At 45.8% G+C, this 14,823-nt stretch carries 9 protein-coding genes and 1 tRNA gene; 8 read left to right on the top strand and 2 right to left on the bottom strand.

Annotated elements, in window-relative coordinates:
- Positions 1-21: 21 nt before the first annotated feature.
- The 5 genes from DW862_RS19345 to DW862_RS19325 all read left to right on the top strand — a co-directional run bounded on the left by DW862_RS19345 (position 22) and on the right by DW862_RS19325 (position 10,417).
- Positions 22-231, top strand: a complete 210-nt coding sequence (locus DW862_RS19345; RefSeq protein WP_004318206.1) for a hypothetical protein — start codon at positions 22-24, stop codon at positions 229-231.
- On the top strand, positions 228-1,394 hold the full coding sequence (locus DW862_RS19340) for a hypothetical protein (protein WP_117683874.1): 1,167 nt from the start codon (positions 228-230) through the stop codon (positions 1,392-1,394). The genes DW862_RS19345 and DW862_RS19340 overlap by 4 nt, the downstream gene beginning before the upstream one ends.
- A gap of 9 nt (positions 1,395-1,403) precedes the next feature.
- The gene (locus DW862_RS19335) at positions 1,404-8,192 is read left to right on the top strand and encodes a CotH kinase family protein (protein ID WP_120070008.1); all 6,789 of its coding nucleotides are present in this window, start codon (positions 1,404-1,406) and stop codon (positions 8,190-8,192) included.
- A gap of 433 nt (positions 8,193-8,625) precedes the next feature.
- Positions 8,626-9,921 (top strand): reverse transcriptase domain-containing protein, encoded by a 1,296-nt coding sequence (locus DW862_RS19330; protein WP_117683889.1) that lies wholly within the window; start codon positions 8,626-8,628, stop codon positions 9,919-9,921.
- A gap of 1 nt (position 9,922) precedes the next feature.
- Positions 9,923-10,417, top strand: a complete 495-nt coding sequence (locus DW862_RS19325) for a hypothetical protein (protein ID WP_117683876.1) — start codon at positions 9,923-9,925, stop codon at positions 10,415-10,417.
- Positions 10,418-10,467: 50 nt separating this feature from the next.
- On the opposite strand, the gene DW862_RS19320 is transcribed toward DW862_RS19325, so the two are convergent.
- Positions 10,468-11,613 (bottom strand): site-specific integrase, encoded by a 1,146-nt coding sequence (locus tag DW862_RS19320; protein ID WP_117683877.1) that lies wholly within the window; start codon positions 11,611-11,613, stop codon positions 10,468-10,470.
- A gap of 158 nt (positions 11,614-11,771) precedes the next feature.
- Positions 11,772-11,845, bottom strand: a tRNA-Arg gene (locus tag DW862_RS19315).
- A 286-nt stretch (positions 11,846-12,131) separates the two neighbouring features.
- On the opposite strand from DW862_RS19315, the gene DW862_RS19310 reads away from it, so the two are divergent.
- The 3 genes from DW862_RS19310 (at position 12,132) to DW862_RS19300 (ending at position 14,581) form a co-directional block, all read left to right on the top strand.
- Complete coding sequence (locus DW862_RS19310; RefSeq protein WP_008022494.1) at positions 12,132-12,866, top strand: hypothetical protein; 735 nt, start codon at positions 12,132-12,134, stop codon at positions 12,864-12,866.
- Positions 12,867-12,993: 127 nt separating this feature from the next.
- Complete coding sequence (locus tag DW862_RS19305) at positions 12,994-14,001, top strand: aminodeoxychorismate synthase component I (RefSeq protein WP_120070005.1); 1,008 nt, start codon at positions 12,994-12,996, stop codon at positions 13,999-14,001.
- A complete protein-coding gene (locus DW862_RS19300; protein ID WP_120070002.1) occupies positions 13,985-14,581 on the top strand; it encodes an aminotransferase class IV family protein in 597 nt (198 codons plus the stop codon). The genes DW862_RS19305 and DW862_RS19300 overlap by 17 nt, the downstream gene beginning before the upstream one ends.
- Positions 14,582-14,823 lie beyond the last annotated feature (242 nt).

The following is a 14,823-nucleotide window of genomic DNA, read 5'->3' as shown; positions in this document are numbered from 1 at the left end:
GATAAACCCAACTTTTGCACCATGGAAAAGCAGAATAACATCATCCTTGCCCCGTCTTCTTCACAGGTGACGGAGCTTTATAAGCTTTGGAGGGAAAACCATGCGGGGCGGCTCTCGGACTTTTACAAGTTCCTGACGTCTCCCACGGATCAGCGCGACCGTTTCCTCTCCGGGCTTGAAAATAAGAGTGAGTTTAACGGAATATTCATCGTTAACACCTTTGAATTATGAGTTTGACAGCAAGCATCGACCCGACGGAAAACGCCTTTACCAGAAATCCAGTCTATCTTTCGGTAGAAACTACTTCTATGGTGACGTATAATATTATGCACTGTTTAAACTTTGAATACCGGAGGTCTTTATTTACCGGCAACGGTAACGGAAGTTTCAAGGTAAATATTGCCGAAGTTCTGGAAACAGTGTTTGAGGATATCCCCGTTTTAAGTGGAAGTAGTGATATATTGATAAACCTTTCCTCCGGCTGGTACAACAAGGCTACTATCATGATTATCATGCAGAATGAAGAAGCGGAAACGGAAACCCTGGTTTTAGCCGCCTGGCGTGGAGGTATCGGCAAACGGGCTTTTAAGAAGCTGCATGAAGAGGGTAATAATATCTTTTCCTTGAAGTTTCTGAATGAATCCTGTAATTTCTTCTTTACCACCCGGAGCAACGACTGGCGTATAACGATGCGCGAGACGGAGCTTTACCCGCTCTGTTTCATCTATCCGGAGCATGAGCTGAAAATAACGGAACTTCTTACCGGGCAAAGCCTTGCAGTGCCAGGCCGGGTAGAGAACTTTTGCGCCTTGAACCTGGAGGCCGTAAGACTTAAATTCTTTACCGATTACGGGGTACTGGGCAACCTTTTTGACGTGTATAGCGGTGAAACGTTCGCCTGCCGGATCGGGATCGAGCAAAGCCCGACGGTCCGCGAGCATTACCGGCTCCGGTTCCTGAACAGTTACGGGGTTTACGAGGTGTTTTCCCTGGAAGGCGAGGCGAGCGTAACTCCCGGCATGGATGAAGACGAAGACGCTGTTTTCCGGCGTTACGATGAAATTACCGATGATTATTATTCGGATCGCATACGGACGGAGATACAGGAAGTCGTAACGATTAAGACGGGATTCAAACGCCCGCAGGAAATACGCTTTCTTCTTGACCTGCTTTCCTCCGATGATGTCTACCTGGCAGGTTACGGCCGGGAAGAGATCAAAGTAATTCCTTCGGCGGAAGAGTTTTCTTACCGTGTCCGTCCGGACGCGCCGCAGAACGTGACGTTAAAGCTCACGTTTGCCGACAAGGAGTCCAACTGGACGGGAGAAATCACGGAAAGCGGCTACCGGAAACCGCGGGTTCATTCCAAAGAGTTCAGCAAACAATTTAATTAATGTATCTATATGGCAACACAGGAGTATATCGATGATCTTATTATAGTCATTGAAACCGCGGAGGACGCGGAAAGCGTTACTAACCAAATGGTGGCGGCGGTTCTTGGCTTCTTGAACGAACACCTGAAACTGGTTTCCCAGGGTAAGGAAGTCGAGGCGGAGGAAGCCGCCCGCATTGCCGCCGATGCAGCATTACAGAAGGCTATAGACGCCGTTTCTTTACGTATCGACCGACTTGTCGGTAACAACGCTTCGCAGGCAATCGACAACTTTAACGAGATTCTTAATTTTCTGAACGGGCTTAAAGACAGTGATTCGCTTGCCGCATTGCTGGCTGATATTAACGCCCGTATCGGCAGTGAAGACGGTTCGGAGAGTGAAGACGGTTCCCTTTGGGGAAAACTGAAAAGTTTGTCCCAGGATATAACCAGTTGTTCCGATGACATAAGCACATTGCAGATAGACCGTGACAAAATGAAACAGGGGTTACAGGAAACGGACGGGCGTCTGTCTTCCACCTTTACCAATGTAAACAACCTTTTGAACGCCGGTACCGTTTATAGTGATCTGTCGGGGGTATTTGCAGCATTGAAAACGGCGGGAAAGATTAACAATGTACGGAAAAACGGTGTAATCCTTTCTTTTCTTACTGCCGACGGCTGGGTGACGAAACAATTTAGAGGTAATCCGGACACGGATTTTGAAAATGTCGAAAAGTGGGAGGATTTCGGCAGCGGCGGTTCGGCCGGCGGGAATACTTATAACGTAACCGGTAACATACCACTTGCAGAAGGTTTCTATACTCTTGCTTCCGCCATTGCCGCGGTACCGGAAAAACAACGCGGCCGGGGGCGTGTTATCACCTTTGAAACATCGCTCGGTAAATGGGAGACGTGGCAATTTGCCGGAACCGATCCGGCTGTCTGGGATCAGGAGGCGAGCTGGGAAGAGTTCGGCGGCAAAGGAACGGTAAAGAGTGTAACGGTAAACGGCGAGAAGCAGACGCCGGACGCGGCCGGTAATGTGAATGTAAACGTGGATATCCTGGAAGTGGACGAGACTTTGTCCGCCGATTCTACCAATCCGGTAGAAAACAAGGTAGTAACCGCCCGTTTTAACGAGGTGGACGCTTCCACGCTGTTTAATGTAAATGCGGAAGTAAGCGAGGATGAAACATCCGTCCGTCTGTCTTTCCAGAACAAAAGCGGCGCGGAAATTACCGCCGTGGATATCCCGGCCGGTTCCGGTGGAGGTTCCGGCGAAACGGTGGCTACTAAAATTGCCTTAAATGCGGCTGTAGATAACACCATAATCAAGGAAGGCGGAAACGCCCGTCTTACTTATACGTACGATCACCAGTACACCACGGGGGACGAAAAAGGGGAATCCACCGGGCAAAAGGCAGATATAACCGTTACGATTAGGCGTGGAACAACTACCATGTATTCCCAAACAGTCAGCGATGTTTCTAAAGGTAGTTACGAACTGGACCTTTCAAGTTACTTGCTTGTGGGAAACACGGATATTTACGTAGTGGCAACCACTACCGATCCGACTACTGGCAAGAAACAAACCCGGCAGGCATTTACATCCGTAAAGGTTGTCAGCCTTTCCCTTACCAGCTCTTATAATCTGGCCGGGGCCATAGCCGCTGGCGGTTATACGCTGGCCGATACGATTAATATTCCTTATGCCGTCAACGGTTCCGGAACAAAGGTCGTCACGCTTTATCTGAACGGCCAGCAACAGAACGCGCACACCATTACAAGATCGGGAACGACAAACGGCAGTTTCAGTTTGTCCCCGTCTTCGCTTGTAACCGGTCGGAATACCGTTCAAATGGTTGCCGAAATGGAGGCTTCCGCCGAGCTCGTGTTAAAGTCTGAAAGTATCTACATTGATATCCTGAAATCCGGAGGATCGGCACCGTTCATCGGCACGATGATAAGTTTTCCGGACGGCCGTATTTTTACGGAGGATCATCTTGTTCCGCGCCTGGAAGCGGGGCAGTACGAACAGGTGAAATTTAACTTTGTGGCTTATGATCCCGCCGCGACGCCGGCCAAAGTGGACGTTTACCGGGACGGGGTGAAAACGCAGTCTGTCAGTGTGGCCCGTACTACGCAGACATATACCAACCGTTTTACGGAACAGGGTGAAATCAATATGAAATTTAAGACGGGAGCCACGGAATACCCGTTTTATATCGACGTGACGGAAAGCGGCATCGACTTGCAAGAAACTACTGCCGGGCTTGTACTGAAACTTTCGGCAGCCGGGCGGAGTAACAGTGAATCCGATCCGGGAGCCTGGGATTATGGCGACATACATACAACGTTTGCGGGTTTCGACTGGAACAGCAACGGCTGGACGGGTGACGCCCTGAAACTTACAGGAGGCGCGAAGATTGAAATCGGGTACCAGCCGTTCTCCACAGATGCAACCACTACCGGGGCTACCTATGAAATGGAGATTCTTTGTTCGTCGGTAACGGACCGGCAGGGGGTAATACTGGACTGTATGGCCGGCGATATCGGTTTCCAAATGACAACGGAGCAGGCCCTTATGCGTGTTTCTGGCGGTACGGAAGTAAGTACAAAGTTTGCAAGTGATATGAACCTGAAAATAGCCTTTATTGTCGGGTCCAAGGCTGGCAAACGGTTGCTGGAACTTTATGTAAACGGAATCCGTTGCGGGGCTGTACAGTATGGGGCTACCGAAGGACTACTGCAGGCGGAACCGGTGAACATCCGTTTATTCAGTGATACGGCGGATGTGGAGATCAGGAATTTCCGTATTTATAACCGTGCGCTTACGGATGATGAAGAACTGAACAATTACATGGTAGACCGGACTACGTCGGACGAAATGGTCCTGTTATTTGAAAAGAACGATGTTACGGGGGACAACGGTACGGATATCGACATAGACAAGCTACGCGCCCAAGGAAAGGCGGTTATGCGAATTGTCGGCGATGTGAACCTTGTCAACGCCACCAATAACAAGAAATTCGAGGTCCCGGTCGATATCTATTTTTATAGCCCGTACGGTAAGGAGTATGACTTTGTAGCAAGGAATGTCGGTCTAAGAATACAAGGTACATCATCCACCACTTATCCGCGTAAGAATTACCGTCTTTATTTCTTGCGCTTGGAGAAATACGGTACCACGCTGGAAGTTAACGGCGTGGATGTGCCGTCTCTTGAATACAGTTTCAAACCGGGAGCACGGCCGATCAGTATATTCTGTTTGAAAGCGGACTTTTCCGATTCTTCCGGTACACATAATACCGGTGCGGTGCGTATTGTGAATGACATTTGGAAGAAGTGCGGGTGGTTGACGCCGCCGCAGGCTGCATATAAGGGGGAATATGACGTACGTATAGGTGTAGACGGTTTCCCTATGGACCTGTTTTATGATAACGACGGCACCGGTACGAATACTTATCTGGGAAAATACAATTTCAATAATGAGAAGTCGGAAAGTGCGATCATTTACGGTTTTGAAGGAATTGAAGGATTCAACGACGAAGCGTCCCTGAACGGGCAGCGTAACAAATGTATCTGTCTGGAGTTCCTGAATAACTCCGAGGCCCTTTGTTTGTTCGGGACTACCGACATGTCTTCTTTTGATGATGCGCTGGAATTTCGTTTCAAAGCAGATACTACCTGGGCGGATGCACACGAGGACGACAAGGCGGCAGTTATAAGACTTTGGAACTGGGTAGATTCATGTAAAGGTAATCCCGCCAAGTTCCTGGCGGAATATAACCAGTATTTCGGTAATGACAGCCCGTTTGCATGGTATCTGATTACCGATTACTTTATGGCCGTGGATAACCGGGCAAAAAATATGATGCTGGCGACCTGGGACGGCCTGATCTGGTATTTCCTTCCTTACGATATGGACACGTTGTTCGGTGTGCGTAATGATTCGGTACTGAAATACGAATATACCATTACCCACGAAAGTTTTGACGATAGTATCGGTAGTTATGCTTTTGCCGGCCATGATTCCGTTTTATGGGAACTGGTACGATCTTGTCCGGACAAATTGCGTGAAGTGGCGGAAACCTTGCGTAGCAATATGAGCCTTGAATATGTCCTGCAAGTATTTAACGAGGAACAAATGGGCAACTGGTGCGAGCGGATTTATAACAAGGATTCGGAATATAAATATATCCTTCCGCTTACCGAAGGGGTGACAACCGGCAGCGGAACCAGTTATTATAATTATCTGTATGCCTTGCAGGGAAGCCGTTACGCGCACCGTACTTATACCATTCAGAACCGTTTCGCCCTTCTGGATAGTCAATACGTGGCCGGTACTTATCGTCGTGACAGCTTCGCAGCTTATTTCGGGTATAAGTTCGGCAGCGATAACCGGAAAATTCGGATTACGGCCTCCGAACGGTATTATTACGGGTACGGTTACACGTCCGGAACACCGCACCAAAGCGCGGTACTTGCAGAAACGGCCGGGGCTGTGGTGGAACTGACAATGGACACGGATTTAATAGTAAACGATCCGCAATATTTCTACGGTGCAAGCCGTATTCGCGGGCTTGATCTGACGGATGTAGCCCACGCCATTGTCGGCACGTTGAACCTGAACAACTGTACGGCCTTGCGTGAACTGAATGTTAGCTGTGAGGCCGGACAGATGACACTTAATGCCCTTCTGGTGGGTAATTGCCGTAACCTTCGACAACTCGACATATCCGGGCTTAAATCCTCTTCCTTTACCGGTATGGACCTTTCAAGCAACACCAAACTTGAAACCTTCCTGGCCGGTGATACATCCCTTACCGGTGTGACATTCGCCGGCGGTGCGCCTCTGGCCGTTTGCGTCCTTCCCGCAACTTTGCAGACGCTGGAGCTCCGGTACCTGAACAAACTGACCAATGCAGGGCTGCAGCTGGAAAGCACGGCAAATATCACGCGCCTTGTGATTGATAACTGTAGCCTGATCGACTGGAACACGTTGTTACAGCAATGCAGCGCGACCAGCTATCTACGAATTACCGGTATAGATATGGACGGGGACGGAAGTTTGCTTCGCGGGCTTATGACAATGGGCGGTGTTGATGAAGACGGGGGAAACGTGCAGACGTGCCGCCTGGTGGGTACGTACCGGCTGACCCAGTCCATGTCGGACGAAGAGTACGCCGCCACCTGTGCGCACTTCCCGGAACTGAATATCATTCAGCCGCAGTTTGTCTGCATAAAAATAGACCAGACGGTAGAGGACGGGGAAAAGATTACAAACCTGGATAACTCTACCGGATATGACTATAATACGGAATTTACCCCGTCTTCCCATATCCTGGAGGTGTTGGCGAAAAGACATTGCGTTCTGGCCAAAAAGACGGCGGAGGGTGAAATGACCTGTTATCCGCTTCATGATGAGAGCCGGAACAAATACGCCGACAGTGACAGCGTGGAGAACGCCACGGATGCAGTATTAACCGGATCGGAAGGCGAAGTTTACGTATATGAGCCTCATTACTGGTACAAGGGAGTAACGGACGTGCTGAACCAATGTCTGTACGGTTTTATTTCAAGCAATGAGGATGCGCCGGCAGCGGCAGGGTACACCAGTGTAAAACTTACCCGCGAAGAGCTGGAGGTAACGGAAGGGATCGGGATTCGTAAGAATACGGATTACACGACCCTTGAAGAGGCGAAGAATGAATACGAATCCGGATCGTTCGCCCTGGTGGACGTGCGGGATTACAAGCAGGTCCGTTTCCCCGGTCTGGCTTCCACTCTTTACGGGGCTGCATTTATAGATGATACGGGCAAAATAGTAAGTCGGGTAAGCGTTTCAAACGCGAACGGTTTTATTAATGGTATGTACCTGTTTTGTGCTGTTCCCGCAGGGGCTACTTTCCTGGCCTTTACTTTCCTTAATTCGGCGGCCTTCGATTTCGTTTTACTCACAACGTCGGAAAGTGTGGAAGCGATCGAGCCGGACTGGGTAGAGCATACGGAATGCCTGGGCGGTGCTTATGAAGCCTACCTGATTGATGATGTGCTGCGTTCTGTCAGCGGTGTTTCAAGTGTAGGAACCATTTCACAGAGCCAGGCAGTCAAATACGCCCAGAATCGGGGCAAAGGTTTCCAGCTGTTCGACTGGGAGATGCACAAGGATGTGGGTAATCTGCATTTCTTTAAATACGGTAATACCGATTCGCAGGGAGTTTGCGGATATGGAACAAACAATTACCAGAAAGTGACAGGCCTTACCAATGCGCTGGGGATGCGTGATACGGTTTCTTATTATAAGGAAAAGGGCGGTTCCAATCCACAGGCGGAAGGTGCTTATCGGGACGGTGTAAATTATCAGTCCGTCAATGTGCTGGGATATGAGAATTTCCAGGGAAACAAGGCGGAATGGTTGCAGTATGTCACAGTAAACAAGACGGCGGCGGACGGAAGGTGGTTTATTACCATGCCGGACGGAACGGAACGCATTGTACAGGGAATTACTGTTTATAACGCGGATATTTATCCTACCCACATGGTTTGGGGCCAGTATATGGATTTGATTGCAGCTAAAGAAGGCGGTTCCACTTCCTCACATTGGTTCGATAGGTTCTATGTGGGTACCGGTCTTTCTCGTGTGGTGTATCGGTCGAGCAACAACGCGAGCGCGTTAGGCGGTGTTTCGTATGCGAGCGCGAGTGCCGATTCATCGAGCACGAATGCGGGCATCGGTGTTCGGCTTGCCTTCAGGGGCATAATACGCTGGGCGGGCAGCGTCGCGGCCTTTAAAGCCATAAATCAGGCAGATTAAGAGAAAAAACAGCAACGTAAAACGTTGTGCGGGTAGCGCGGGCGTCCGGAAAGTAAGACGGGCGCCGGTACTTCCGAAAAGTACAAAGGCGGATTTCCTCATATACACTCGTGTGGTGTATCGGTCGAACAACAACGCGAACGCGTTAGGCGGTGTTTCGTATGCGAACGCGAATAACGATTCATCGAACACGAATGCGAACATCGGTGTTCGGCTTGCAAACAATTAGAATAAAGAAAAAGCGCATAAGCCTTGAAAATTGGTGTACAACAGTGGGAACGTGTTCCCGGCGTGGAGCCAAGAGGAATGAGCCTCGCCAACAGCAGCCGTTTACGGTTGGAAAGGGGAAAAATAAAGCGCAGGGCAATGGGGTTTGGTAGGAAGTTTTTTCGAAGAAGCCCGGCCCGGGGAATTGAAGGCTGATTTAATTATCATGTGGAGAGAAGATAATATTATAGAAGAGATTGTCGAGGACGCCAATATAGAGGACGCCATAAAAACGGTATTGCGCAAAAGAAGACGAAAGCGCAGCTTTGCCGGGCGTAGAATACTGGCGGATGTCCCGAAGGCGGTAGAGAGGATCAGGCAGCGGATCAGGAGTGGGCGGTTCAAGCTCGGAGGATATCGGGAAATGACCGTAGACGACGGGCCGAAAGTAAGGATCGTACAATCGGTTTCCCTGGAAGACAGGATCGTTCTTAACGCCGTTATGAATGTGGTGGACCGGCATTTGAAAGTACGTTTTATCCGGACTACTTCCGCATCCATTAAAAACAGGGGAACGCATGACCTTTTACAGTATATCGTTAAAGATATAAAGGATGATCCCGAAGGAACCCTGTTCGGGTACCAGTTCGATATAACGAAATTCTATGAGAGCGTAGACCAGGACGTTTTGCTGGATGCAGTGAAAAAGATGTTCAAGGATAAAATATTGATCGGAATCCTGGAAGAGTGCATCCGCATGATGCCTAAAGGCGTGAGTATCGGACTAAGATCATCGCAGGGGCTTTGTAATTTGCTTCTGTCTATTTATCTGGATCACCGGTTAAAGGATCAGGAGGCAGTAGCACACTATTACCGGTATTGTGACGACGGTCTGGTGCTTTCTGGTAGCAAGAAATACCTTTGGAAGGTTAGGGATATCATTCATGAACAGGCCCGTAAAGCCCGCCTGGAGATTAAAAGTAATGATACCGTTTTCCCGATTACCGAAGGTATCGACTTTCTGGGATATGTAACCCGCCCGGATCATGTGCGGTTAAGGAAGCGTAACAAACAAAAGTTCGCCCGCAAGATGCACAAGGTTAAAAGCAAGAAACGTAGGCAGGAGTTAACCGCTTCATTTTACGGGCTTACAAAACATGCTGATTGCAAGAACTTATTTTATAAACTAACAGGAAAGAAAATGAAAAAATTAAAAGATTTGGGCTACAAGTACAAGCCTAAAGACGGACGGAAACGATTTACCGGGGCAAGGATCAAGTCGCCCGAACTGATGAACAAGGATGTGATCGTACTTGATTATGAAAAGGATGTTCCGACGAAAAACGGAAACCGGACTGTTATAAAGCTGGAACTCGACGGCAAGGAGAGAAAGTATTTTACCAGCCTTGAGGAAACCCTTTTCATTTGTGAATCAGCGGCAAGAGACGGAGAACTGCCTTTTGAAGCACATTGCGAAGGTGAAGTAAGTGAAAAAGGATTGATAATTATACATTTTACTTGAAATGATACGAATTTATGCAGACAGCAAGGCGGAACCGGTAAGATGTACCAACCGCCGCCGGGGAATCTGGCGCATTACGTGGGATTACCAGGAAACAGAGACAGCAGAAGGAGTCCAACGTAGTTACATGGAAGAGACGTTCGATCATCTACCCGCACTGGCAGAAATCAAGGCGGTTATTAATGAATGGTATAACCGGAAGATAACCGACACGATCGAAAGCGGGTACATATGGAACGGTCTGAAAGTCTGGCTTTCCATGGAGAACCAGATGAATTATAAGACGGCGTACGATCTTGCCTTGCAGACAGGCGGGGAAAACCTTCCTGTTACTTTCAAGCTCGGGGAAGAAGACAACCCGACGTTTTACGAGTTTGCAAGTATGCAGCAACTACAAGAGTTTTACACCGGTGCCGTGAAACATATACAGGAGACACAAAAGGAAGGCTGGGAACTTAAAAAGGCGATAGACTGGAGTGTTTATACGTTGGAGTAGAAAAGCGAAAGGGGGAAGCGGGAAATACGGTTCCCCCTTCACTCTTTTAGTTATAACATATCATCAAAGGCGTGTATTCCCGCTTCGCGTTCATCTTCCAGAGCATGTGCGTAAACCATTGTCATAGTTATAGAACTATGTCCCAAAAGGTGGGATAGCGTTACGATATCATGTGTTTTCTTATAATACAAGGTAGCGAATGTATGCCGCCCGGTCTTTGAACTGATATCCTTTGTTATTCCTACTTTACCGGCTATTGTTTTCAATACCCGGTTTATATCCTGATCCGTGGGAAGGTTCATAAACAAGTTACCTTTTGTACGTCCGGCCCGGTAATATTCATAAATATAACGTGCCGGGTCCGATAAGGGTACAGTTACCGGTATTTTGGTCTTACCTCGTGTGTAGTGTAGTTCATTCCCTATGAACTGGTTTATCTGCAATGCTTTTGCATCGCCTATATGCAAAGAAGTAAAACAAAGAAACAGAAAAAAACGGAGTACGTTCTGGGTACATTCTTCCAGGCGGCCGGACCGGTACAAGGCGGTCAGACGGAGGAGTTCTTCTTCCGTCAGGTATATAACTTCACTTTTGGGGCGACGTATCTTTATGGCCGCGAACGGGTCCTGGTCCATATAACCGCCGCGTATGGCGGCACCTACATATATTTTGATAGTAGCCATGTTACGCCATGCCGTAGAATCCATGTTACCTATTTTGCGAAGATATGCAAAGAAAGACAGGAGAAATTCATGGGTAATCTCTGAAAATACAAGGCCGGGGGCGAATGTTTCCAGTTTCTTGATGATAGAAACGTGATGTTTCCAGGTACCGAAAGAAATTGTTTTGCTAATTTGTTTGAGGTAAACCCGTGCAAAATCAAAGAAGGTACCAAAATCGGAAGGATTGTTATACTGGCGGAAGAAACTTTCTTTTGTCAGCGTCTCATTTTTAAGACGGGTACGAACAAATATGTCGCTTACACGTGACCGGATGTTTGAGATGATTAAATTTTTGTCTTTACTCTCTTTGTCCCGGCCTTTTATCACTTCGTTTTGCTCGTCCCATTCTTTGGACGTGACACTTAACCTTACCGCGATCCTTATTTTCTCACGGTTGATATAAAATTCCACATACAGGGGGAGCCGGTCGGTTTTGCCTTTTTTGCCTTGTCTTACAACTCTTATTGCCGTCATTTTTATATGCCTATTTTATGCCTGTAGAGGGGATATGCCTACAAATATGCCTACACAGGCAGGTTATTAAAAGTTAAACGGGGCGAAAGTAAAACGTTTAATATCAGCTATTTAAAAGAAAAATCCGATAACATTTAACTGTTACCGGATGTTAATAGTGATTCCGAAGCGATTCGAACGCTTGACCCACGCCTTAGAAGGGCGTTGCTCTATCCAGCTGAGCTACGGAACCAGCCTTATTTGCGGATGCAAAGGTAGTGCTTTTTATGAAAACTCAAAAACTTTCCGGCACTTTTTTATTCATATTTTTCTTTATAGCTATGAATCAGTAATTTATAAAAGAGAAATATTTTGTTTAGTTATATGGTTTGGGATGAATAAATAGGAAAACGTCATTTTTACGAAGAATAACGAAAGTTATATAGGTTTCAAAAAGGTCAAAAAAATAAAATACGGTTGTGTTTTTCTATTATAACTTCTACTTTTGGACGATAAACAACTAAAAAACACATAAAGTTATGAAGAAATTGATTTTTTTATTTGCATTTTGTATTGTAGTGACTAATGTTTTTGCACAAACCGCCCCAGAGCAATTGAAAAAAGAAGGAAATGATGCATTTAATGCTAAAAATTATCCAGTAGCGTATGCGAAGTTCAGCGAATATCTGAAACAGACTAATAATCAAGATTCTGCAACAGCTTACTATTGTGGTATAGCAGCAGACGAAGTGAAAAAGTATGCGGAAGCCGTGACCTTTTTCGATATTGCTATTCAGAAAAAATTTAATATAGGAAATGCGTATGCTCGTAAGGCTTTGGCTTTAGATGCACAAAAGAAGACTGCTGAATATGTAGCTACATTAGAAGAAGGGCTGAAAGTCGATCCTAAGAATAAGACAATGGTGAAGAATTATGGTCTTCATTATTTGAAAGCAGGACTTGCAGCACAGAAAGCTGGAAAAGCAGAAGAAGCAGAAGATTGTTTCAAGAAAGTAATTCCGTTGGATCACAAGCAGTATAAAACAAATGCATTGTACAGTTTAGGAGTTCTGTGTTATAATGACGGAGCTAATATCCTGAAGAAAGCTGCTCCTTTAGCAAATTCAGACGCAGACAAATATGCTGCAGAAAAAGCAAAAGCGGATGGAAGATTTAAAGAAGCATTAGACTATTTGGAAGAGGCTGCTAAGATCTCTCCGGAAAATGAAAATGTGAAAAAGATGCTTCCTCAAGTGAAAGCTGTTATGAAGTAATTTGACCAATCTTATAAATGATAGAGGGTTGCCGGTATGATACGTCGGGCAACCCTTTTTTATTGCTATCTTTTTCTAATCTATACTTTTTGTGTACATTTGCCGTTCCTAAACGCTGAAATATTTTATGCACTTATATAATAAGGAACAGGCCATCAAACGGATGAATCAGTTTGGACAACACCATCGTCCTTTTGTTTTTATTATCAATTATCTGCAGGATGCATCTTATATAGAAGAGGTTGCTGCTGTTGATTCTACTGAACTTTTGTATAATTTGAATGGATTTACCAATCAAGCTACGTCAACTGAAAAGTATACACCTTCTTTTTCTGCTAAACCAGCGAACTCTATCCATTGGCAGCCTTCTGCAGAATCTTTCTATTCCTATCAACGCTCGTTTAATATTGTCCGACAGAATATCTTGGCTGGAAATAGTTTTCTCACAAATCTGACTTGTCGCACTCCGGTAGATACCAATCTCACTCTGGAAGATATTTATTATCACTCTAAAGCGATTTATAAGCTATGGGTTAAAGACACTTTTACTGTTTTTTCTCCAGAAATATTTGTGAGAATTCATCAGGGGAAAATTAGCTCATACCCGATGAAAGGGACTATTGACGCTTCCATTCCTTCTGCTGCCCAATTATTGATGAACGATCCTAAAGAGGCGGCAGAACACGCTACTATCGTAGACTTGATTCGTAATGATTTAAGCATGGTTGCCAATCAAGTGTCCGTTTCCCGGTATCGGTATATCGATACATTGCAGACTAATCAGGGGGCGATTCTTCAGACAAGCTCTGAAATCCAAGGCATATTGCCGGAAAACTATCCGGAACATTTGGGAGAACTTATTTTCCGACTTTTGCCAGCCGGTTCCATTACCGGTGCCCCCAAGAAAAAAACGATGCAGATTATTCGGGAAGCTGAAACCTACGACAGAGGATTTTATACAGGAATTATGGGCTATTCGGATGGAATTAATTTGGATAGTGCCGTTATGATACGTTTTGTAGAACAGGAAGGAGAAAAAATGTATTTTAAAAGTGGAGGTGGAATAACCTGTCAGAGCGATGCGGAAAGTGAGTATAACGAAATGAAACAAAAAGTATATGTACCCATTTATTGAGACTATCCGGATAGAGGATGGACAGATTTATAATCTTGATTATCACACAGAGCGTTTCAATAGAACCCGTGCGGTCTTTTGGAAAGATAGTGTTCCGCTTGATTTGCGCGAGTATATATCGCCACCAGTTTTAAACGGGATTCATAAATGTCGGATTGTGTATGGAAAAGAAGTAGGAGAAGTCACGTATGCTCCTTATCAGATGCGAAAAGTGTCCTCTTTGCATCTGATAGAATCCGATACCATTAATTACACTTACAAAAGCACACATCGGGAAGAACTGAACGCTTTGTATGCCCAAAGAGGAATGGCAGATGATATTTTAATCGTGAAAGACGGCTATCTGACAGATACTTCTATTGCCAATATCGCCCTCTACGATGGGCACACATGGTTTACTCCGGCTCATCCGTTACTCCGGGGAACGAAGCGGGCGGAACTTCTGAATAAGCAATTGATTGTTGAGAAAGACATCGCGCAAGAACATTTAAATGACTATTCACATATTATGTTATTCAACGCCATGATTGACTGGGAACGTATTGTATTGCCTATAAATGAGAAACATTTCATTCTATAAACGATAATTAACTGAAATATACAGAGTATTGCTGAACAAATGTCACTTTTGTACTGTTATATTTATGTGTTTTTCATAGTATTAGATATAAGATTAATTAAAGAGATTGTACTCCACTTGTGAAAGCTAAAGTACGTCAGAGACAGAAGAGTCTGTTTTTTTGATAAATGTGTTAAAGCATCGGTTTTACCAGGCCGATGCTTTTTTTATGTCCTTTTACCCCCTTTTGTAGTTTATATGAA

Origin of the sequence: Bacteroides sp. AM37-9 (genome assembly GCF_003603455.1) — a bacterium.
GTDB lineage: Bacteria > Bacteroidota > Bacteroidia > Bacteroidales > Bacteroidaceae > Bacteroides > Bacteroides xylanisolvens.
This window is presented reverse-complemented; position numbering and strand designations above follow the sequence as displayed.